This is a genomic window from Curtobacterium sp. MCLR17_042, from assembly GCF_003234695.1.
Lineage (GTDB): Bacteria > Actinomycetota > Actinomycetes > Actinomycetales > Microbacteriaceae > Curtobacterium > Curtobacterium flaccumfaciens.
On record NZ_QKTD01000013.1, the window covers coordinates 97,142 to 117,260 of the forward strand.

Here is a 20,119-nt window from a genome sequence, read left to right on the forward strand (position 1 = left end):
CGTCCTCGTCGTTGCGCCGCGACCGCGGCGCGATCAGGCGACTCTACCATTGGTATACCAACGCGCGGCACCCCGCCCGCCGCGGGTCCGTCACCCCGCCGTCGTACGCCCGTCACCCCGTGACGGCACGGTCTGGAGGCCCGTGGCGACTCCCCGACACCTGTCGCGGTGGGAAGATGGTGACGACATGACGACACCTGCGCACTCGACCCGGACCATCAACCTCGAGGGCGCGGCACGCGCCGCGATCGCCGGTGGCGCACCGCTCGCGCTGCTCATCGCCCTCGGCATGCCGGGGTACGCCGCCTTCGCCATGTTCGCCGGGTTCACCGCCATCTTCGGCGCGACCGAGCCCTACCGGCAGCGTGCCGTCACCACCGGCGTCGCGGGTGCGCTGCAGGCGCTCTGCATGTTCGCCGGCATCGGGGTCGGGCTCGTCGGGTCGCCGCTCTGGCTGCAGGCCGTGGGTCTCGTCGTCGTCCTGGTGGTCGCGGTCTGCACCCTCTCCACGCTCCGGGCGATCCCCGCGCAGCCGATCTTCCCGGTGTTCGCGTTCGTCGTGTCCGCACTCGTGCCGATGCGCCCGGCCGACGTCCCGCTCGTCACGACGATCATCGTCTGCTCGGTGGTCTGGGCCTGGCTGGTCGCGATGTCCGGTTCGGTGCTCCGCCGGGTGTTCCACCCGCACGCCCCGCACCGGTTCCGCCCGCTGGCCGACCGCAAGCACCGGTCGCTCGCGGTCCTGCGCACGCCGGCGCTCTGGGAGACCGTCGCGCTCAACGTCGTCGGGTCCCTCGTCGCCGGCGCCGTCGCGGAGTCGATCCCCGGGCTCGGGCACCCCTACTGGGCGGTCATCGCGGTGGTGTCGACCCTGCCGGCGATCCGGCAGCGGCACACCGTGGTCCGCGCCGGGCAGCGTGTGGTCGGCACGATCGGCGGCACGGTGATCGCGGTCGGCATCCTGTTGCTCGAGCCGTCGGCGTGGTGGATCGTCGTGCTGGCCGTCGTCGGGCAGTTCTTCGCCGAGATCTTCGTCGCCAGGAACTACGCCGTGTGCCTGCTGTTCCTCACCCCGCTCGCCCTTGCGGTGTCGTGGCTGAGCCTGCCCGAGGCACCCCAGCTGCTGGCGCTCGACCGGATCGCGCAGACCGTGCTCGGTGCCGTGGTCAGCGTGGGGCTGCTGCTCGTCGGGCGTGCGATCGAGCGCCGGCGCGGCCGTGCCCTCGGTGCGACGAGCGCGATCCGGACCGTCTGACGCGCCCGGTCGTTCCGGGCGTGCCTGGTCGAACCGGGCGTACCGGGTCGATTCGGGCGTACCGGGTCGAACCGGGCATACAGCGTCGATTCGGGCGTACCGGGTCGTTCCTTTCGACCAGGTGTGCCCGATTCCGCCTGCCATCGCACGTGACAGGGGAAGGAACGGGCGCGGACGGCGGACGCGACCACTGCGTCCTGCGAAAGCGACAGATCGCTGCGGGACAACCGCGGGGATCTGTCGCTTTCGCGAGCCCGTCCGCGCCACCGCCGCGTCAGTCGCGCGGCTGGATGTTCCAGGCGTCGATGACGGGGCGGCCGTGCTCGTAGCCGAGGATGCTGACCGAGGCGGTGCCGAGCTTCAGCACGGCGCCGTCCTGCGGTGCGAGCCGGATCCACGCGGCACCGAGCGCCCGCAGCACGTGGCCGTGGGCGATGAACACGGCGTCGTGGCCCTCGGCGAGCACCGGACGGGCACGGTTCAGGATGCGCTCGACGCGGACCCGGACCTCGGCGGCGTTCTCCCCGGGGGTGTCGCCGGCGGGGACCCCGTCGGTCCAGAGGTCCCACGGACCGTGGCGCAGCACCTTGATCTGCGGGGTGGTGAGGCCCTCGTACGCGCCGTAGTCCCACTCGTACAGGTCCTCGTCGAGCTCCGGCTCGACGCCGATCAGGTGCGCGGTGTCGCGGGCGCGCTGCAGCGGGCTCGACAGCGCCAGCGCGAACGACCGGTCCCCGAGGTACCGGCCCGCGCGCTTCGCCTGCTCGACACCGTTGTCGGTGAGCGGGATGTCGGTGCGGCCGGTGTGCTGCCCGCTCTTCGACCACTCCGTCTCTCCGTGACGGACGAGGACGAGTTCGCCGGGGCGTTCCGAGGTCATGAGTTCCTTCCGATCCAGAGGCCGAGCGCAGCTGCGCCGACCGAGACGACGAGCATCCCGAGGCCGTTCAGGACGGCGAGCCGGGTCTTGCCGGATCGGAGGAGCTGTACGGTCTCGACGCTCGCCGTCGAGAACGTCGTGTACCCACCCATCATGCCCGTCCCGAGCACAGCGACCGTCGAGGCGGGGATGGTGCCGGCCTGCCCGAGGCCCGTCAGGACCCCGAGCACGAGCGATCCGGACACGTTGATGAGCAGGGTCCCGACCGGGAACCCGGCGAACCGCGAGCCGGCGACGCGTCCCTTGACGAGCCCGTCGAGCACGAAGCGGAGCGCGGCGCCGGCTCCCCCGCCGACGGCGACCAGGACCAGTTCGACCGGGCTCATCGGGCGTCCTCTCGGGGTTCGGTGCGGGGCCGGGTGGCCGCGGCGACCCACAGACCGAGGACGACCGCGATGAGTCCGAGCACGACCGACAGCAGCGCGTACCCGGTGCCCGCCGTCCAGCGCCCGAGGTCGAGCAGCTGCGCGGTGTCGTCCGCGAGCGTGCTGTAGGTCGTGAATCCGCCGAGGACGCCGGTGCCGACGAACAGCCGGACCGCGCGACGACGACCGACGTCCGGGCCGCGGCGTGCGAGCGCGTCGAGCAGGAGCCCGAGGCAGAACGCCCCGACGACGTTGATCCCCAGGACGGTCCAGCTGATCCCGTCGTGCGCGGGGAACGCCGCGGCGAGGAGTGCGCGGACGGCCGTCCCGATCGCGCCGCCGAGGGCGACCAGGGCAACGAGCCTCCAGCGCAGGTGCGGTGGGCGTTCGGCGTGCATCGTGCTCCCGTCGCGAGGCGATCGTTCCCCGGGTGACGGGGACGATCCAGGCTAGCCGAGACGACGAAACCCCCGCCGAGCCGGAGCTGGACGGGGGTTTGCGTGCTGGTGACCCCAGCGGGATTCGAACCCGCGTTACCGCCGTGAGAGGGCAGCGTACTAGGCCGCTATACGATGGGGCCGCGGCTGTTGTCGGACTCGGAGCATGTCACCTGTGGTGACCCCAGCGGGATTCGAACCCGCGTTACCGCCGTGAGAGGGCAGCGTACTAGGCCGCTATACGATGGGGCCGTTCCGACAACTCAACAAGTATTGCACAAGGCTCGCATCCGCACCAAAACGGGGCGTGTCGCCCGGGTGTGCCGCCATGTCGGAGCAGGCATACGGTGGATCGATGACGGCCGACCACGACGCGATCGCCCGGGCCAGACACGTGAGCGGCTGCCCGTCGGCCACGGTCCGGATCGGCCTGTCCGGGTGGCAGTACGACGGCTGGCGCGGGGACTTCTACCCCGACGGCCTCGCGAAGCGGCGGTGGCTCGAGCACGTGGCGTCGCGGTTCCCGACGGTGGAGCTGAACGGATCCTTCTACTCGCTCCAGCGTCCGGCGCGCTACCGGGCGTGGCGTGCGGCCTCGGGCGAGCAGCCGTTCCGGTTCGCGGTCAAGGGCGGCCGGTACGTCACGCACATGCTGCGGCTCCGGAACGTCGAGACCGCGCTGGCGAACTTCTTCGCCTCGGGTCCGCTGGAGCTCGGGGACACCCTCGGGCCCGTGCTCTGGCAGCTGCCCGAGCGCCTGCTGCCGACGCCGGAGGTGCTCGACGCGTTCCTCGGGCTGCTCCCCCGGACGCACGGTGCCGCCGCTGAGCTCGCTCGCCATCACGACGACAAGGTCCCCGGCGAACCGGACGGTCTCGTGGTGCCCGAGGAACCGGCGTGGTCGATCGACCACGCGCTCGAGTTCCGGGCCGCCGGCTTCGGCGACGAGCACCTCGACGTGCTGCGCCGACACCGCATCGCCCTGGTCGACTCGCACGCCGGCGACTTCCCCCGCTTCCGGGCGGACACCGGGGCACCACTCGCGTACCTCCGGTTGCACGGCGCACCCCGGACCTACCACGACGGGTACTCACCCCGGGCACTCGGCGGGTGGGCGACGACGGTCCTCGAGCACGCCGAGGCCGGTCGGGACGTCTACGTGTACTTCGACAACGACGCCGAGCGGCACGCTCCGTGGGACGCCCTGACGCTCGACCGCCTGGTCGCGGCGCGGCTGCGCCGCGCTTCGTGAGCAGGAACGGCCGCCTCGGGCGCACGGACCCGACCGTTCCTGCACACGATGCGGACAGGAGGCGCGTCGCGACGCCGCCACGGGCCTCCAGGCCGCGCAGCGCAGCGCAGCGCAGCCCTAGAGCGTCAGCGACTCCCCCGGGCGCAGCACGACGAGCGACCCGGCGGGCTCGACCGCCTCGCGGAGTCGCCCCGTGTGCATGCCGAGGCCGACCTCGGACAGGGTGGCCTCGTGGATCGGGTACGCCCGGGACGGCGCGATCGCGGCGACGTAGTCCATCATCTCGGCGACCTTGAGCCACGGCGCCCCGACGGGTGCAGCGAGGACCTCGACCGGGACGCCCGGGTCCGTGTAGGAGTCGCCCGGGTGGAACAGCCGGCCGTTCACGAGCACGCCGGTGTTGTCGACGATCGGCACCGAGGCGTGGATCAGCTGGTGCCGCGTGCCGTGGAAGGTGAGCGTGAAGGGGCCGACCGTCCGGTGGTCGCCGTCCGTGACGACGTCCACCGTGACACCCGCCTCGGCGAGCGCCGCGCGCACGCCCTCCGGTCCGATGACGACCGCACGGGGGTTGGCGTCGAGGATGCGCCGGACCTGCTCGGGGGTGACGTGGTCCGGGTGTTCGTGCGTGACGACGACGGCGACGACCCCGGTCGCGTCGACCGGTCGGGTGAAGTTCCCCGGGTCGAGGACCAGACAGGCGTCCCCCTCGGTGATGACCTGGCAGGCGTGTTCGAGTTTGGTGACCTCCATGCGGGCGACCCTACGCGGGACCGTGCGGGCGGGGACCCGTGGTCGCGCGGACGACCAGGTGCGCGGGTGCGGCCGCGATCGGGCCGGCGACGCCGCCGTCGACCTCGGCGAGGACCGCCCGTGCAGCGGTGCGTCCCTGCGCCACCGGGTCCTGCGCGACGGTGGTGAGTCCGACGGTGGCGCCGTACTCGTGGCCGTCGATCCCCATCACGGACACCTCCTCGGGGACCGCGAGGCCGGCTCGGCGTGCGGCCAGCAGGACACCGAGGGCCATCTCGTCCGAGGCGCAGAGCACCGCCGTCGGTCGCTCCGACGCCGGCCCGGCGAACAGCACGGCCCCGGCAGCGGTCCCGCCGGCGAACGAGAACCGGCCGTCGAGCGACCACCGTTTCGGCACGGCCTGTCCCGACGACCGCACGGCGTCGAGGAACCCGTCCCGTCGCAGGTGCGGCACGGCGACGTTCATGCCGGCCTCGTCCTGCCCGCCGACGTAGGCGATGCGCCGGTGGCCGAGGCCGTGCAGGTGCTCGACCGCGATCCGGGTGACCTCGCGGTCGTCGACGCCCACGTTCCGCAGGCCCGGTGCCGGGCCGCCGATGACGATCATGGGGTGCCGGCTGAGTTCGAGCTCGGCCCGTTCGGTGGCGTCGAGCACCAGGGAGAGCAGGACGAGGCCGTCGACGCGGTGGCGCAGCATCGAGCGCCGGAACGCCCGGTCACGGTCGCCGCCCGGGCCGCCGAGGTTGTAGAGGACCAGGTCGTACCCGGCCTGGCGGAGCTCGGCGTCGACACCGCCGAGCGCCTTCACGTAGAACCAGCGGTCGATGACGGGCACGACCACCCCGACGGCGCGCTGACGCCCGGTGGCGAGGCCGGCCGCCGCCGAGCTCGGGACGTACCCGAGTTCGTCGGCGACCCGCTGCACCTGCTCGATCGTGGTGTCGGCCACGTTCGACATGCCGCGGAGCGCCCGCGAGACGGTGGACTTCGACAGCCCCGTGACGGTCGCGATCTCCTGGATCCCCATCGGTGCGACCCGGGAGGCCCGTCAGCCGTCCGTGCCGTGCGTCACGTCCGCCGGTGCGTCGGGTCCACCCCGTCGGGCCGCCACCGCGGGCACGCCGCGGTCCGCCCGGCGTTGCGGGACCCGTGCGGGGCGCGCCGGCCGTCGTGCAGCCGGTGCGACCTCGTCCCAGCCCGCGTGCTGGTGCACCCGTCCGTCCGCGCCGGGTCGAGGTCGGCGACCGGTGGGGTCGGTGACCGACGTGTGCACCGGGGCGACCGCGGGCGCAGCACCGACGCCCCGGGGCACGGACGCACCCGTGCCGTCCTGCGGTGCGGTCCGGCGGAGGACGGCGACCCGCCACCGGTCCAGGGCCACGACACCGAGGACGCACACGAGCAGGGTGAGCGCCCAGCCGAGCGCCGGTCGCCCGGTGAGCTCGCAGAACACCGTGACGCCGAGGAACAGGACGCCGAACATCCCGACGAAGCCGATCGACTCTTCGATGTGGGCGGTGGGACGGGTGGGTCCGCGCTGTGCCATGGTCGTCAGCCCTTCACGCCGCCGGCGGTGAGCCCCGCCACGATGCGCCGCTGGAAGATGAGCACGAGGATGACGAGCGGGATCGTGACGATCGTGCCGGCGGCCATCACCGCCGTGTAGGGCTCCTGGTGCGGCTGCGACCCGGCGAACGAGGCGATCGCCACGGTCACCGGCTGGGTCGCGTCACTCGACAGCTGCGACGAGATGAGGTACTCGTTCCAGCTCGAGATGAACGCCAGGATCGCCGTGGTGAACACCGCGGGCGCCGCGAGCGGCAGGATGATCCGCCGGAACGCCTGCACCCGGGTGCACCCGTCGATGCGGGCTGCTTCTTCCAGGTCCCACGGCATCTCGCGGAAGAACGACGCAAGCGTGTACACGGTCAGCGGCAGCACGAACGAGATGCTCGGCAGGATGAGCGCCTGGTACGACCCCATCCACCCGATGTCGGTGAACAGCTGGAACAGCGGCGAGATGAGGGCGACGCCGGGGAACATCGACGCGGCCAGGATCGCGCCGGCGATGAGCGACTTGCCGCGGAACTCGAGCCGGGCGAGCGCGTACGCCGCCGTGGTGCCGACGAGCAGGGCGATGACGGTCACCGCGACCCCGATGAACACGCTGTTCAGGAGCGCTCGGCCGAGGTGATTGCCCAGCGCGGTCGAGAACGCGGTCGCGTAGTTGTCGAGGGTCACGTGGGTGAACCACGGGGTGGCGTCGAACGTGTACCCGACCTCGCGGAAGCTCGTGACGACCATCCAGTAGAACGGCAGGAGGCACCACACGGCGATGACGACGGCCTGCACGGCGGTCCGGAGCTTCGGGCCCGTCTCGCGCCGGACCCGCACGTCGGGACGGTCCGTCGCCCGGTCGCGGGTCGCGGCGGTGCGGCGGGGACGATCTGCTGCGAGGGTCACTTGAGTTCACCCTTCTGCTGGGCTGCCTGCGTCTGCACGACGTTCGCGCCGAGGAACCGGACGAAGACGAACGCGACGATGAAGACGATGAGGAACGTGATGGTGGACAGGGCCGATGCGGCGTTGAACCCCTGCCGGATCTGGTCGACGACCAGCACCGACAGCGACACGGTCGCGTTCCCGGAACCACCACCACCGCCGGTCATGATCGCGATGAGGTCGTAGATGCGCAGGGCATCGAGGACACGGAACAGGATGGCGACCATCAGGGCCGGCCGGACGAGCGGGAGCGTGATGAGGAAGAAGCGCTGGAGGGTCGAGGCGCCGTCCATCTTCCCCGCCTCGTAGACGTCCTCGGGGATGAGCTGCAGGCCGGCCAGGATGAGCAGCGCCATGAACGGCGTGGTCTTCCAGGTGTCGGCGATGACGATCGCGAACCGTGACGCCCATTCGTCGGAGAACCAGAGGACCTGGTGCCCGATCACGTGGTTGAGCACACCGTTCGCGTCGAAGATGAAGTACCAGAGCTTCGCGGTGACGGCGGTCGGGATCGCCCACGGCACCAGGATCGCGGCACGGACGAGGGCGCGGCCCTTGAAGTTGCGGTTCATGATGATGGCCATCCACAGACCGATGACGGTCTCGAGGATCACGGTCACGAACGTGAAGAAGAACGTGTTCCCGAAGGCGACCCAGAACTGGGAACCGAGGTTGCCGGGCGGGCACGCGACGTCCCCGCACCGCTGGCCGAGCCAGTGCACGTAGTTCGTGACGCCGGCGAAGCCGCCCTCGACGAACAGACCGGTCGCCTTGTCGAGGCCCTGGTCGAGCTGGAACGACTGGATGACCGCGCTGACCACGGGGTACCCGATGACGATCGCCAGGAGCACGATCGTCGGGCCGATGAGGTACCCGGCCCACCGGCCGTGCTCGGCGTTGAGTCCGCCCTTGCGCCGTCGGCGCTTCGGTTCCGTGCCCGTCGGGTTGGGGATGGCTGCGGGGATCTCGGTTGCTGCTGACACGTGTCGGCCTCCTTGCCGGGGGTGTCGGAACGCAAGTAGGGGGCGGACGGGAGGCCCGTGACGGACCCGCCACGGGCCTCCCGTCCATCAAGCGGCGTGCGCCGCTAGCTGCTGGTCGCCGACTTGAGGGCGTCCTGCATGTCCTTCATGGCTTCGTCGACCGACTTCGATCCCTTGAGCGCCGCGTAGGTGTTGTCCTGGATCGCCTTCGTGACCGCCGGGTAGAACGGCGTCACCGGGCGCGGCTCCGCCGACTCGATCGATTTCAGGAGCGTCGGCAGGTAGGGCAGCTGCTTCGTCAGCTCGGGGTCGGTGTACAGGTCACCGACGACCGGGGCGAGCGAGCCCTGGGTCGCGAAGAACTTCTGCGTCTCGTCCGAGGTCAGGAACTCGAGGAAGTCGTGCGCCGTGGCCTTGTGCTTCGAGTACACGCTGATCGCGGCGTTGTGGCCGCCGAGCGTGGAGGCACCGACGCCGTCGGCACCGGGGATCGGCGCGATGCCGAAGGTGTCCTTGACCTTCGACGAGCCGTCGGTCTTGGCGAGGCTGTAGACGTACGGCCAGTTGCGCAGGAACAGGAGCTTGCCGGCTTCGAACGCGGTGCGGCCCTGCTCCTCCTGGTAGGTGATCGCCTCGGCCGGGATGTTCCCGTCCTCGAACGCGTCCACCAGGTTCTGCAGGCCGGCCTTCGCCTTGTCGGTGTCGACGTCGGGCGCACCGTCAGTGCCGAGCACCGAACCGCCGGAGCCGTTGATCGCCTCGGAGGCGTTCACCGTCAGGCCCTCGTACTTCGCGAACTGCCCCGCGTAGCAACCGATACCGGCGTCCTTCGCGATCTTGCAGTCGTCCATCATCTCCTTCCACGTGGTGGGAGGCGTCTTGACGAGGTCCTTGCGGTAGTAGAGCAGTGCGCCGTCCGAGGTCTGCGGAGCGGCGTAGAGGGTGTCGTTGTAGGTGGCGGTCTTCACCGTCGACGGCAGGAGCTTCGAGGTGTCGATCTCCATGTCGCCGGTCAGCGGCGTCAGCCAGCTCTTCGCGGCGAACTCGGCGGTCCAGACGACGTCCACGTCGACGACGTCGTAGTTCTCGTCCTTCGCCTGGAAGTGCTGCACGAGGTCGTCGTGCTGCTGGTCGGCCTGGTCGGACTGTTCCTTGAAGGTGACCTTCTCGTCCGGGTGGGCCTTGTTCCACTTCGCGATGAGCGGGCGGACGACGTTCGAGTTGTCCTTGCCCTGCACGTAGGTGATGGGGCCGCGGCTGTCCTGGCCGCTCTTGGCGTCGTCCGATCCGGCGCCGGAGCTCCCGCTCGAGCAGCCGGTGAGCACGAGGCCGATGACGGCGACCCCGGCAACGGATGCGAACCGCACCCTGGAGCGTGTTGTCTTCACAGCGTTGTCTCCTCATTGAGATCACCAGGGGGCATCGATCGGGTTCCACGACACTGCCCTGGAGCAGGCGCCGCTGCCTGCTGGTGGAGGAAGCTACGCCCGGTCCAGCGTGAGCGCAACCGGTTGCATCGGTTCCGTGACCTGAGCGTGACCCATGAGGTTCCCGTGGCTTCCTGGGTGAGCGCTCACCCCCGTCGGGGGCACACGCACCGCGCTGCGGAACCCCGCACGAACCCCGCCACTGCTGGTCCGGTCCGTTGTCCGGACACCGCGGGCGGTCGTAGCGTCCCGACCATGACCCTGCACTCCTCCGTCACCGTGCCCGGCCCCCGTCGGGTCGTCAGCGTCGACCTCGACGCTCCGCTGCCGCGCCTGGTCGCCGACGAGTCGGGTTCCTCCGCGCTCGTCGTCGGCTACCGCGGCGGCTTCCCCGTCACCACGCTCGACGTGCTGCTCACCGCGGACCCGGCCGACGCCGCCCGCGCGATGGCGCCCCTGGTCGACGGCCTCGCACGGACCTCCGGTGCGACGGAGACCCCGATCCCCGACCTCGAGCTCCCGCTCATCTCGATCGTCGTGTCGACCATCGTCACCCGGGTCGAGGACATCCGGAAGCTGCTCGACTTCCTCGAGCACCTCGACTACCCGCGGTACGAGGTCATCCTCGTCGACAACCGCGTGAAGCTGCCCGAGGTCGACGCCCTGCCCGGGCTGCTCGAGGGCCGCGACGTCCGGCTGGTCACCGAACGCCGTCCGGGCTGCTCCGCCGGCCGCAACGCCGGGGTCGCAGCGGCGCACGGCGAGATCATCGCATTCACGGACGACGACGTCCGGGTCGACGCACAGTGGCTCCGGTCCATCGGCACGCGCTTCGTCCGCGAGCCCGAGGTGGCCGCGGTCACCGGGATGATCCTGCCCGTCGAGCTCGAGACCCCCGCGCAGATCTGGTACGAGGCGTACTACGGCGGCTTCAGCGGCGAGCGCACCTTCCAGCCGGTGACGATCGTGCCGGACGACGTCCCCGGGGTCATGCGGCACGCGCAGGCCCGCGCCGTGCGCCCCGACGGCTCGGTGCAGAAGCACTTCGCCGTGTACGGCATCGGCGGCTACGGCGCCGGCGCGAACTGGGCGGTCCGACGGTCGGCGTTCGACGCCGTCGGCGGGTTCGACCCCGTGCTCGGTGCCGGTGTGCCCGCCCGCGGTGGCGAGGACCTGGCGATCTTCATCGACATCCTGTGGAGCGGTGGCCGGATCGGCTTCGAACCCCGCGCGGTCGTCCACCACCGGCACCGGCAGGACCTCGCCGGGCTGCACGGGCAGCTCCACTCGAACGGCGTCGGGTTCACGGCGCTGATGTGCGAGCTCATCGCGAAGGACCGCCGGCACGCGCTCGTGCTCGCGCGGCTGATGCCCCGCGCCGGCAAGATCAAGCTGAAGCAGCTGGTGTCACGGCTGGCCGGCCGGCGTGACGCCGCGGCCGAGAGCATCACCGAGGCCTCCACGACCCGGATCCCGCGCTCGCTGGCGTACCACGAGTTCCGCGGCTTCCCGGCGGGTCCGGCGGCGTACTTCCGCAGCCGTCGGTTCTGGCGCGAGGTCGAGGAGGGCCGCTTCCGCCCGTAGGCGGCGTGCAGGAGACGCCCGCACCGGACGGACGGGAGGCCCGTGGCAGCGTCGCCACGGGCCTCCCGTCCGTCCGGTGCGTGCGGTGCACGCGGTGTCTGCCGTGCGCGTCGCGCACGCGGAGCGCGGTCGCCCGCGCCGCGGTCACCCGCGCCGCGAGCGTCCGACGACGTACCGCCACGGGCCACCGAGCGCCGCCACGAGCTCGACACGCTTGAGGCCGGCCGTCGCCTCGCGGAACGCGTCGTCGACCGGCCACCCGCCGACGGCGTCCACCGCGGCGGACACCTGGTCGGCGTCGGCACCGGTGCCCTGTCCGAGCGCGCCGAGCTGCCGCAGCGCCCCGACCGCCCGACGCAGCACGGCCAGTGCGGTGCGCGGGCGCAGCATTAGCTTCGCGACCCACGCGCCGAGGCCGGTGCCGTAGCCGAGCGCCTGCGAGCGCAGCGCCGCACGGTCCGGCCGGTGCTTGTGCCAGACGACGGCCGAGGGCTCCACGGCGAGCGCGCCGCCGGAGAACAGCACCCGGGTGAACAGGTCGGGGTCCTCGCCGGCGCGGGCCAGGGTGCCCGGGCCGAGTGCGACGTCGAACCCGCCCAGGGCGAGCGCGGCCGAGCGGCGGAGCGACATGTTGGCCCCGGTGCCGAACGCGCCGACGGAGAACGGGAACAGCGGCAGGTCGGCCGGCGGCGCCGACGTGCGGAACACCCGACGGTCGGTGTTGCGCGCCCAGGTGACGCGCTCGTCGAAGTACCGCTGCGTGGGGGTCCGGAGTTCGCCGCTGGGCACGAGGCCGGTCACGCAGACGACGTCCGCGTCGCGGGCGTACGCGTCGGCGAGCGCTGCGAGCCAGTGCCGGTCGACGACCACGTCGTCGTCGACGAAGGCGACCACGGCCCCGGACGCGAGGGCGAGTCCGGCGTTCCGTGCGCGCGAGACGCCGGGTCGGGCCTCCAGGACGTACCGCAGGCGCGGGTCCGCGAGCGACGTGACCACGTCGCGGGTCGCGGTGGTGGTGGGCGCGTTGTCGACGACCAGGACCTCGAAGTCGTCGTGCTCGGACGCGAGCACCGAGCGAACGCAGCGGCGCAGGTCGTCCGGCCGGTCGCGGGTGCCGATGACGACGGAGATGCGCCCGACCGGCGTCCCCGCGGGGGCGTCCGGGAGGCCCGTGGTGCGCAGCGCGCGCAGGGCCGGTCCCAGCTCGGCCGGGTCCACGCCGCCGTCCGCGTCGACGCTGACGTCGACGAACCCGGCGATCTCGCGTCCGTCACGGACGAGCAGGCGGGCGCGGCGGAAGCCGGTGGCACCGGCGAGTTCGACGGCGGACGCGGCGAGCGCCTCCCGTCGGTCGACGGCACCGACCCAGGCCGCGCCGGCCCAGGCGGGCACGTCCGGGGACGGCATCGCGGGCGTGAGCGTGAGCACGCGGGTGGTGGTGGCCTGCTGGTCGGTCATGGTCCGATGCTCCGGTGGGCCTGCTGCGGGGTCAACGGCGGCCGCCCGCGGTTGCGGCGACGGTCGTCCGACTTGCGGTTTGCCGCCAGTGCACACCCCCGGACGGTAGGATCGTGAGGACGACTCGGCGGCAGAACGCCGGGCACGAGGAGGACGCATGTCGATGGGCCCCACCGACGAGCTCGGCGCCGTGCTCCCCTCGGAACAGAGCGTCTTCGTGGTCGACGCCGTGACCTGTGTCTGCGGCCACGTGCAGGACGCCCACGAGCACTACCGTCCGGGCATGGACTGCGCCCTCTGCGACTGCCAGAAGTTCCGCAAGAAGCGCTGATCAGGCGCGCCGAGCGCTGACCGATCGGGGGCGGTGCGGGAAACCGCCGCTTCCCCGCAGACGGGCACGGGTCGCCTTGTCGGCCCCGGAACGGCGCGGTTAGCGTCGCGTCCATGGCCATCTCCCCCGCGGTTCCCGCGTGCATCGTCCTCGCCCACGAGGACCCGGCACACGTGCGCCGACTCGTCGAGGCGCTCGACCCGTTCCCGGTGTTCCTGCACTGCGACGCGCGCACCCCCGAGACGGTGTTCCGCGCCATGACCGACGGGCTGCCGGACCGCGTCCGGCTGCTCCCCCGCATCCGGACCGGCTGGGCCCGATGGGAGAACGTCGCCGCCGAGGTGTCCGGCTACCGGGCCGCCCTGGCCGAGACCGACGCCTCGCACGTGGCCGTGCTGACCGGCAGCGACTACCCGCTCGCGAACCCCGCCGAGATCACAGCCCTGCTCGAGGCCCACCGGGAGGAGTCGTTCATCTCGGTCAACCCGCTGCCGTTCGCACCGTGGGGCCGTGACGGCGGCATCTCCCGCATCCGGTTCCGGCACTGGGCGTGGCGGAAGCACATGCTCCGGCTGCCGGTCCCCCGCCGCGTGCCGGCGAAGGTCTCCTTCGCCGGGGGCTCACAGCTCAAGGTCCTCGCCCGCCGGCACGCCGCCGCCGTCGTGGACACCGTCGACCAGCGCCCCGACCTGGTCCGGTTCTGGCAGCGCACCTGGGTCGCCGACGAGACCTTCGTGCCGTCGGTGCTCAACTCGCCGTCGCTGACACCGGGGTTCGCCGACGAGCACGTCTCCCAGCCGCTCTGGTGGATCGGGTGGGACGGCACCGCGCGGAAGAGCCCGCCGTGGTTGACCGTCGCCGACGCGGGGCAGCTGCTCGAGCGTCGGACGGACGCGGACGTCGAGGTGCAGCACCTGTTCGCGCGGAAGTTCTCGACCGACCGGAGCGGTGACCTGCTCGACGTCGTGGACGCCGCCTTCGGGCTGCGCCAGGGTGCGGGCGCGGTGTCGGGGTCGGCGTCGGCGTCGGCGTCGGCGTCGGCGTCGGGGTCGGGGTCGGCGTCCGCGTCCGCGTCCGCGTCCGCGCGGCAGGACGCGGCAGCGGTGGTCGCACCGTGAGCTTCCCCCCGCAGACCCGCCGCGAGGCCCGCGCAGCGCGCGAGGCACCCGTCCCCGTCGCCGCCGTGCCCGAGTCGCTCGACACTGGGTCGGTCGCGGTGCGGAAGGGCGCCTCCGTCCTGTTCGGCCGCGGCCTGCTGTACGTCGTCGTCTGGTCGATGCAGCTCGTCGTCTCGTCGCTCATCTCCCCGGTGCTCGCGCACCTCATGCCGCCGGCCGAGTTCGGCGTCCTCGCCTCGGCGATCGCCCTGTACCAGGCGCTCGTCGTCCTGGCAGTCCTCGGCATCGACCAGGCGTCGGTGCTGCAGCGCGCCGAGGACGGCGACGACCGCCGGGCGCGCGGCCTGCTCGCCGTCGGCATGGTCACCGCGGTCGTCGTCACCGTCGCCGCGCTCACCACGATCCCGGTCTGGGCCGACGCCGCCGGCTTCGTCGGCAACCACCCGCTGCTCCTCGTCGCGGTGCTCTGGACCGGCCCGGCCGCCATCGTGCAGATCTCCCTTGCGCTGCTCGTCGCCCAGGACCGCATCCGGGTCTTCGCGGTCACGAGCCTGCTGTCCTCGATCGGCGGCTCGGTCATCGGCCTCGGGCTCCTCACCTGGGTGCAGGCCGACGCGACCACCTACGCGTGGGGCGGCGTCGTCGCCCAGGGCGTGGCGATGGTCATCGGCATCGCGGCGACCCGTCCGCGTCTCGCCGGCCTGTTCGACCGCAAGACCACCGCCCGGGCGTTCCGCCTCGGCGTGCCGATCGCCCTCGGCAACCTGTCGTACTTCGTGCTGAACGCCGGCGACCGGATCGTCGTCCAGCGGCTGCTCGGCCCGGACGAGGTGGCCCGCTACCAGATCGCCTACGTCGTCGGCTCGGCCGTCATCCTCCTCCTGACCTTCACGAACCAGGCCTGGGCGCCGCACTTCGCCGCCCTCCGCGACCCGGTCGCCCGCCGACAGCTCGCCATGCACTCCCGCGACGAGCTGTACAAGATGCTCGGACCGGTCCTGCTCGCCGTGACCCTGGTGTCACCGGTCGCGCTGCCGATCCTCGCCCCGGCGTCGTACCGCGTGCAGGAGCTCTCGGTCGTCGTCTTCGTCGTCGCGATCACCGCGTTCCCCGTCGTCGCCAGCGGCGCGACCGGACGCCTGCTCCTGGTGGAACGCCGCGGTGTCGCCGTCGGGGTGATCGCCGCGATCGCCGGCGCCGTGAACATCGGCGCGAACCTCGTGCTCGTGCCCGTGCTCGGCATCGCCGGCGCGGGTCTCGCCACCGTCGTCGCCTACGCGATCCTGGCCGCCATGCAGCTGCTGGCCCTGCCCGATCGCCGCGAGTGGCGCGGACCGGGAGCCCGGATCGTCCTGACGACCCTCGCCGCGCTCGTCGTGGCCGCCGCGTCCCTGCTCCTGCCGCAGGACGTGCTCTGGAACTGGGTCCGCATCGCCGGGGTGGTCGCCTGCCTCCCCTGGTTCCTCCGCCGACTGAAGACCGCAAGGGGTGGTGTCTCGTGAGACCGCGACAGACTGCAACCGACGGCACCCGCCGACTCCGCGTCGGCGTGCTGGTGACCGGACTCGCCATCACCGGCGGACTCGAACGCTGCGTGCTCGAGGACACCCGCGAGCTCGTCGCCGCCGGCCACGAGGTCGAGGTCTGGCACCGGAATGCCCAGTCCCCGCGCGCCGCCGAGGGCCCGCCGCCCTACGAGGCGATGGGCGTGCGCCTGGTGGAGGCCACCGACTACCGGTTCGGCATCACCACCGCGCTCCGCGACGCCTGGCGGTTTGCCCGCGAGGGGCTGCGGATCCGACGATCGCACCTCGACGTCCTCTGGTTGAACCGCCCCGAGTACCTGCCGTTCGGCCGGGTCGCGTCGCTCGTCTCCGGCGTCCCGCTCGCGGTGCACCTGCACCACGCCCCGAACTACCGGCGGCTCGGACCGATCGCCGGCGGCCGCACCCGCTACTTCGCCGTCTCGCACGCGATGGCGCGCGCCTGGGCGGCCTCCGGCGTGCCGACGGACCGCATCACGATCGTGCCGAACGGCGTCGACACCGACGCGTTCCCGGCCGCCACCCCGGCGTCGGTGCACGACGCCCGCGCGGCACTCGGCATCGCCGAGGACACCCCGACGGTGCTCTACTACGGTCGGCTCACCCGGTCGAAGGGCGTGCTCGCCCTCCTGGAGGCGTGGGGTCGCGTCCGCACGACCGCCGCGGCACGCGTGCCGGTCACCACTCCCCCGGTGGCCGGTCACACGGCGCCCGCGCCGCTCCTCGTGCTGGCCGGTGCCCTGTACCCGGAGGAAGCCGACGCCGTGCACGCCGCGATCGACGCGCTCCCCGCCGGTTCCGTGCTCGTGCTCCCCGAGCGGGACGACGTCGTCCCGCTCCTGCACGCCGCCGACGTCGTGGTGGCGCCGTCCATCGAGCCCGAGGGCTTCGGCCGGGTCGTGGTCGAGGCGATGTCCACCGGCCGTCCCGTCGTCGCGGCCGCATCGGGCGGCACCGGGGAGATCCTGTCGGGTGACTGGGCGCGGTACACCGTCGACCCGGCCGACCCCGACGCACTGGCGGAGAAGCTGCTCGACACCCTCGACGACGCCGAGCGGAACTCGTCCCTCGCCGCCCGGTGCCGCGCGTGGGTGCGTGACCGCTACGGGCGCGAGCCGCACGTGCGAGCGCTGCTGCAGGCGCTGCTGGCACACGCCCGGCGCTGACCGGGCCGCGCCCGGCGTCGTCTGCGTGCACCGGGCGGCGGCGTCGGTCTGCGCCGGGCTCGGCGCTGTCAGCCGGCGGTGGGTTCCGTGGACGGCAGCGTGGCCCGGGGGCTCTCGCCGTCCGCGGGCACGTCGATCGTCATCCAGTCGACCAGCAACGACCCGGCGGCGTCCCGGGGCGGCAGGCCCTCGAGGGATCCCGTCTGCACGACCAGGTGCATGCGCTCCATGGGGATGTCCTGGGTGGTGCTCCCGACGACCTCGTCGTCGACCAGGAACGACATCCGCGACGGCGTCCACTCGATCGTGTACGTGTGCCAGTCGGCCAGCGACGCGTCGGTCTCGTGGTGGACGCACTTCTCGGCCGGGTCGACCAGGCAGTGCACGTTGAGCCAGGCGGGCGCTCCGAGCGCACCCTCGGGGAAGTCGATCTCGCCGTGCGCCCAGACGTTCTCGTCGCTCCAGAGCAGCACCGCCACCCCGTAGCCGTCGACCTCGTCGCTCTTCATCCGGATGCTGTACCGGCCGGAGGTCTGTCCGCCCCATCGTCCGTCGACGAGCGGCACGACCCCGCCGGCGAGCGGGGTGCCCGCCTTCGTCGTGCGGAGGTGCATGTCGAGCATCCCGTCGTGGGCGCTCAGCGTTGACGCCTGGTACCGACCGGTCCCCGCGGTGTCCGCGAAGCCGTGGTAGACGGTGAACCGGTCGTCGTAGGCCGCCTCGAACCCGCCGGACGGGGCGGACTCGTCGAAGTCCTCGGAGAACACCCGCTTCCAGCCGTCCCCGTCCCCGTCGCCGGTCGGCATCGCGACCCCGCTGGGTCCGGGGCCGACGGAGGTCGTGCCGGTGGTCGCCGCGGCGACGGCACCGACCGCGACCACCAGGGCGGCGGCCACGATCGCGACCCGTCGTCCCCGTGTCCGGAGCGGCGTGCGGTGACGGGAGGTGCCGAAGCCGTGCGCGGGTGGGGCGCCGTGCGCGGCGGCCGACTGCTCGGCGACGGGGCGGGGGCCGTCATCGTCCGGGGTCATCCAGCTGTCCATGCGCGGACCTCCGAGAGACCGACGTTGATCGTGCTGTTCGACACCCCGGTGGTGGTGAACCGCACCCAGGTGACGTTGCGGGCGGTGAAGTCGACCGTCCGGGCGCTGCCGTCGTTCGGGAGCTCGCCCACGGCGACCTGGCTGCCGTCCGAGAACGTCAGCGTGCCGCTCGTGATCTGGTCGTCGCTGTTCGGACGGTCGTGCAGGACGATGCGCTGGAGCGCGACCGGGGCAGCCCAGTCGAGCTGGATCCAGATGCCGGTGCGTCCCCAGGGCACGGCCCACTCGGCGGTGTGGTCGACCGGGTGGCCGGACACCACGCCGTCGACGGCCTTCGCGACGGTCTGGCCGTCGGCCGGGTTGTCGGCGATCGCCGTCGGGGTCGCCGAGCCGGTGACGTCCCGCAGGCCCGGAGTGGGCGTCGGCGTCGGTGTCGGGGTCGGCGTGGGCGTCGGGGTCGGCGTCGGGGTCGGTGTCGGGGTCGGCGTCGGCGTCGGCGTCGGGGTCGGCGTGGGCGTCGGCGTCGGCGTCGGCGTCGGCGTCGGCGTCGGCGTCGGCGTCGTACCGCCGCTGCTCGCCGGGGAGAACGCGCGGATCTCGGCGAGCCCGACGTTCTGCGTCCCGCCACTAACCGCCGTCACCGTGAACCGCACCCACGTGACACTGCGCGCCGCGAACGTGATCCGCTGCACCGCACCACCGTTGCTCAACGCCGGCACCTGCACACTCGAGCCGTCCGAGAACGTCAACGTCCCGCCCAGCACCTGGTCCACCGCGTTCGGCCGATCAGCGAGGTCGACCGCGTCCAACGCCGTCGCCCCCGACCACCCGAGCTGGATCCACGTCCCCGCACGACCAGACGGCGCAACCCACTCCGCCGTCGGCGCATCCGGGTACCCGCTCACCACACCGTCGACCGCCTTCACGGCCGTCTGACCATCAGCCGGGTTCTCCGCACTCGCCGTCACCGACGCCGAACCCGTCACGTCCTTGTGGGCGGGGGTCGGGTCGGTGGGGTCGGTCGGGTCGGTGGGGTCCGTCGGCACCGGCGAGCCAGCGGTGTACTGCCGGCTGAGCCACGAGGTCTCGGGTCGCGCCGAGCAGGCCTCGTACGAGGCGCAGGTCTCACTGTCGTGCGCGGCGTAGGTGAAGAACGCGTCGGCCTTCGCCTGGGTCTGCGCCGTCGTCAGGTTCGCCGGACGGTCGGCGATCGGGTACCCCATGTACCCGGTGAAGCCGTGCGCGCCGGTGTACTGCTGTTGCACCTGGTCGGTCAGGTACGCGACCGTGTGGTGGTCGCTGTGGTCACCGTCGCCGTACTCGCCCTCGTGGTCGAGGGTGTGGATGTCCGTCGGTGCGAAGTCCTGCACGATCCCCTGCAGCGTCGCCCGGAGCTGCGCGAGCGTGTACGTGGCGGCGTGCGGGGCATCGGCGACGGTGTGCAGCGTGTCCATGTCGCCCGTGTACAGGCGCTGGAGGCTCTCGTAGCCGTTCGCCCAGAAGCCGTTGCCCTCGACGTTGCCGTCCGGCAGGTCCATGAAGACCAGGCTGACCCGCGGGTCGGCGGTCAGGGTCTCGGTGAGCAGGGTCCGTCCGGCGACCGTCGTGGAGCCGGTCGTCGACGCCGGGTCGACGCCCGCCATGCTCGCGTAGGCGGCCATCAGCCCGACCTGGCGTTCCTGCCAGTACCAGTCGGGCTTGCCGGCGTCGCCGGCCGTGACGATGACGGAGCGCACGCAGCGCCCCGCCTCGATGTCCGTCCGCAGGTCCGTGCCCTGGAAGAGCAGGTCGTCGTCGGGGTGGGCGACGACGTTGAGCACCCGCCCGGCGCTGCAGTCCGCAGCCGCGGCCACGGCGGGCTGGACGGCGAGGTTCGGCGCGACCAGCACGGCGAGCACCGTGGCGACCACGCCCGCGACGGACGCGACGGTGGCCCGTCGCGTCCGTCGCGGTCTGTCGGA

The 20,119-nt window shown here is 72.5% G+C and carries 19 protein-coding genes and 2 tRNA genes; 7 read left to right on the plus strand and 14 right to left on the minus strand.

Going from position 1 to position 20,119, the window contains the following annotated elements; translation table 11 throughout:
• Positions 1-187 precede the first annotated feature (187 nt).
• Complete coding sequence (locus DEJ02_RS13480; RefSeq protein WP_111033412.1) at positions 188-1,255, plus strand: FUSC family protein; 1,068 nt, start codon at positions 188-190, stop codon at positions 1,253-1,255.
• Between the two features lie 274 nt (positions 1,256-1,529).
• On the opposite strand, the gene DEJ02_RS13485 is transcribed toward DEJ02_RS13480, so the two are convergent.
• From DEJ02_RS13485 to DEJ02_RS13505, 5 genes are all read right to left on the minus strand, one after another.
• The gene (locus DEJ02_RS13485) at positions 1,530-2,135 is read right to left on the minus strand and encodes a histidine phosphatase family protein (RefSeq protein WP_027465908.1); all 606 of its coding nucleotides are present in this window, start codon (positions 2,133-2,135) and stop codon (positions 1,530-1,532) included.
• Positions 2,132-2,521 carry a fluoride efflux transporter CrcB gene (gene crcB, locus DEJ02_RS13490; RefSeq protein WP_111033413.1) on the minus strand — a complete coding sequence of 130 codons (390 nt, stop codon included), beginning with the start codon at positions 2,519-2,521 and terminating at the stop codon, positions 2,132-2,134. The genes DEJ02_RS13485 and crcB overlap by 4 nt, the downstream gene beginning before the upstream one ends.
• The gene (locus tag DEJ02_RS13495; protein ID WP_111033414.1) at positions 2,518-2,958 is read right to left on the minus strand and encodes a CrcB family protein; all 441 of its coding nucleotides are present in this window, start codon (positions 2,956-2,958) and stop codon (positions 2,518-2,520) included. Before DEJ02_RS13495 ends, crcB begins: the two co-directional genes overlap by 4 nt.
• 106 nt (positions 2,959-3,064) lie before the next feature.
• A tRNA-Glu gene (locus DEJ02_RS13500) sits at positions 3,065-3,140 on the minus strand.
• Between the two features lie 33 nt (positions 3,141-3,173).
• A tRNA-Glu gene (locus DEJ02_RS13505) sits at positions 3,174-3,249 on the minus strand.
• Positions 3,250-3,352: 103 nt separating this feature from the next.
• Between DEJ02_RS13505 and DEJ02_RS13510 the strand changes: the two genes are divergently transcribed.
• Positions 3,353-4,249: a DUF72 domain-containing protein gene (locus tag DEJ02_RS13510; protein WP_111033415.1), complete on the plus strand. Its 897-nt coding sequence runs from the start codon at positions 3,353-3,355 to the stop codon at positions 4,247-4,249.
• 117 nt (positions 4,250-4,366) lie between these two features.
• On the opposite strand, the gene DEJ02_RS13515 is transcribed toward DEJ02_RS13510, so the two are convergent.
• From DEJ02_RS13515 to DEJ02_RS13540, 6 genes are all read right to left on the minus strand, one after another.
• Entirely contained in the window at positions 4,367-5,002 is a 636-nt protein-coding gene (locus tag DEJ02_RS13515) for an MBL fold metallo-hydrolase (RefSeq protein WP_111033416.1), read from the minus strand.
• A gap of 10 nt (positions 5,003-5,012) precedes the next feature.
• Positions 5,013-6,029 (minus strand): LacI family DNA-binding transcriptional regulator, encoded by a 1,017-nt coding sequence (locus tag DEJ02_RS13520; RefSeq protein WP_111033417.1) that lies wholly within the window; start codon positions 6,027-6,029, stop codon positions 5,013-5,015.
• A 21-nt stretch (positions 6,030-6,050) separates the two neighbouring features.
• Positions 6,051-6,548 (minus strand): hypothetical protein, encoded by a 498-nt coding sequence (locus DEJ02_RS13525; protein ID WP_111033418.1) that lies wholly within the window; start codon positions 6,546-6,548, stop codon positions 6,051-6,053.
• A gap of 5 nt (positions 6,549-6,553) precedes the next feature.
• Positions 6,554-7,396, minus strand: a complete 843-nt coding sequence (locus DEJ02_RS13530; protein ID WP_071405697.1) for a carbohydrate ABC transporter permease — start codon at positions 7,394-7,396, stop codon at positions 6,554-6,556.
• A 65-nt stretch (positions 7,397-7,461) separates the two neighbouring features.
• Positions 7,462-8,487, minus strand: coding sequence for a carbohydrate ABC transporter permease (locus tag DEJ02_RS13535; RefSeq protein ID WP_111033419.1), 1,026 nt, complete (start codon positions 8,485-8,487; stop codon positions 7,462-7,464).
• 104 nt (positions 8,488-8,591) lie between these two features.
• Positions 8,592-9,875 (minus strand): ABC transporter substrate-binding protein, encoded by a 1,284-nt coding sequence (locus DEJ02_RS13540; protein WP_111033420.1) that lies wholly within the window; start codon positions 9,873-9,875, stop codon positions 8,592-8,594.
• A gap of 294 nt (positions 9,876-10,169) precedes the next feature.
• Here DEJ02_RS13540 and DEJ02_RS13545 point away from each other — a divergent pair, with 294 nt between their 5' ends.
• Positions 10,170-11,498, plus strand: coding sequence for a glycosyltransferase (locus DEJ02_RS13545; RefSeq protein ID WP_111033421.1), 1,329 nt, complete (start codon positions 10,170-10,172; stop codon positions 11,496-11,498).
• A 144-nt stretch (positions 11,499-11,642) separates the two neighbouring features.
• Here DEJ02_RS13545 and DEJ02_RS13550 read toward each other — a convergent pair whose 3' ends face one another.
• A complete protein-coding gene (locus tag DEJ02_RS13550; protein WP_111033422.1) occupies positions 11,643-12,956 on the minus strand; it encodes a glycosyltransferase family 2 protein in 1,314 nt (437 codons plus the stop codon).
• A gap of 157 nt (positions 12,957-13,113) precedes the next feature.
• Here DEJ02_RS13550 and DEJ02_RS18515 point away from each other — a divergent pair, with 157 nt between their 5' ends.
• The 4 genes from DEJ02_RS18515 to DEJ02_RS13570 all read left to right on the plus strand — a co-directional run bounded on the left by DEJ02_RS18515 (position 13,114) and on the right by DEJ02_RS13570 (position 17,115).
• A complete protein-coding gene (locus DEJ02_RS18515; protein ID WP_181422625.1) occupies positions 13,114-13,287 on the plus strand; it encodes a hypothetical protein in 174 nt (57 codons plus the stop codon).
• A gap of 113 nt (positions 13,288-13,400) precedes the next feature.
• Positions 13,401-14,405 (plus strand): beta-1,6-N-acetylglucosaminyltransferase, encoded by a 1,005-nt coding sequence (locus tag DEJ02_RS13555; protein ID WP_146249289.1) that lies wholly within the window; start codon positions 13,401-13,403, stop codon positions 14,403-14,405.
• Positions 14,402-15,907, plus strand: coding sequence for a lipopolysaccharide biosynthesis protein (locus DEJ02_RS13565; RefSeq protein ID WP_110863942.1), 1,506 nt, complete (start codon positions 14,402-14,404; stop codon positions 15,905-15,907). The genes DEJ02_RS13555 and DEJ02_RS13565 overlap by 4 nt, the downstream gene beginning before the upstream one ends.
• On the plus strand, positions 15,904-17,115 hold the full coding sequence (locus tag DEJ02_RS13570; protein ID WP_181440361.1) for a glycosyltransferase family 4 protein: 1,212 nt from the start codon (positions 15,904-15,906) through the stop codon (positions 17,113-17,115). Before DEJ02_RS13565 ends, DEJ02_RS13570 begins: the two co-directional genes overlap by 4 nt.
• 68 nt (positions 17,116-17,183) lie before the next feature.
• Here DEJ02_RS13570 and DEJ02_RS13575 read toward each other — a convergent pair whose 3' ends face one another.
• Together DEJ02_RS13575 and DEJ02_RS13580 are read right to left on the minus strand one after the other, a co-directional pair.
• On the minus strand, positions 17,184-18,158 hold the full coding sequence (locus DEJ02_RS13575) for a glycoside hydrolase family 16 protein (RefSeq protein ID WP_111033424.1): 975 nt from the start codon (positions 18,156-18,158) through the stop codon (positions 17,184-17,186).
• On the minus strand, positions 18,143-20,068 hold the full coding sequence (locus DEJ02_RS13580) for a PIG-L family deacetylase (protein WP_146249290.1): 1,926 nt from the start codon (positions 20,066-20,068) through the stop codon (positions 18,143-18,145). The genes DEJ02_RS13575 and DEJ02_RS13580 overlap by 16 nt, the downstream gene beginning before the upstream one ends.
• Positions 20,069-20,119 lie beyond the last annotated feature (51 nt).

Coding starts and splice junctions, on each gene's coding strand:
- DEJ02_RS13480 (WP_111033412.1), top strand. CDS start 188: ATGACGACACCTGCGCACTCGACCCGGACCATCAACCTCGAGGGCGCG.
- DEJ02_RS13485 (WP_027465908.1), bottom strand. CDS start 2,135: ATGACCTCGGAACGCCCCGGCGAACTCGTCCTCGTCCGTCACGGAGAG.
- crcB (WP_111033413.1), bottom strand. CDS start 2,521: ATGAGCCCGGTCGAACTGGTCCTGGTCGCCGTCGGCGGGGGAGCCGGC.
- DEJ02_RS13495 (WP_111033414.1), bottom strand. CDS start 2,958: ATGCACGCCGAACGCCCACCGCACCTGCGCTGGAGGCTCGTTGCCCTG.
- DEJ02_RS13510 (WP_111033415.1), top strand. CDS start 3,353: ATGACGGCCGACCACGACGCGATCGCCCGGGCCAGACACGTGAGCGGC.
- DEJ02_RS13515 (WP_111033416.1), bottom strand. CDS start 5,002: ATGGAGGTCACCAAACTCGAACACGCCTGCCAGGTCATCACCGAGGGG.
- DEJ02_RS13520 (WP_111033417.1), bottom strand. CDS start 6,029: ATGGGGATCCAGGAGATCGCGACCGTCACGGGGCTGTCGAAGTCCACC.
- DEJ02_RS13525 (WP_111033418.1), bottom strand. CDS start 6,548: ATGGCACAGCGCGGACCCACCCGTCCCACCGCCCACATCGAAGAGTCG.
- DEJ02_RS13545 (WP_111033421.1), top strand. CDS start 10,170: ATGACCCTGCACTCCTCCGTCACCGTGCCCGGCCCCCGTCGGGTCGTC.
- DEJ02_RS13550 (WP_111033422.1), bottom strand. CDS start 12,956: ATGACCGACCAGCAGGCCACCACCACCCGCGTGCTCACGCTCACGCCC.
- DEJ02_RS18515 (WP_181422625.1), top strand. CDS start 13,114: ATGTCGATGGGCCCCACCGACGAGCTCGGCGCCGTGCTCCCCTCGGAA.
- DEJ02_RS13555 (WP_146249289.1), top strand. CDS start 13,401: ATGGCCATCTCCCCCGCGGTTCCCGCGTGCATCGTCCTCGCCCACGAG.
- DEJ02_RS13575 (WP_111033424.1), bottom strand. CDS start 18,158: ATGGACAGCTGGATGACCCCGGACGATGACGGCCCCCGCCCCGTCGCC.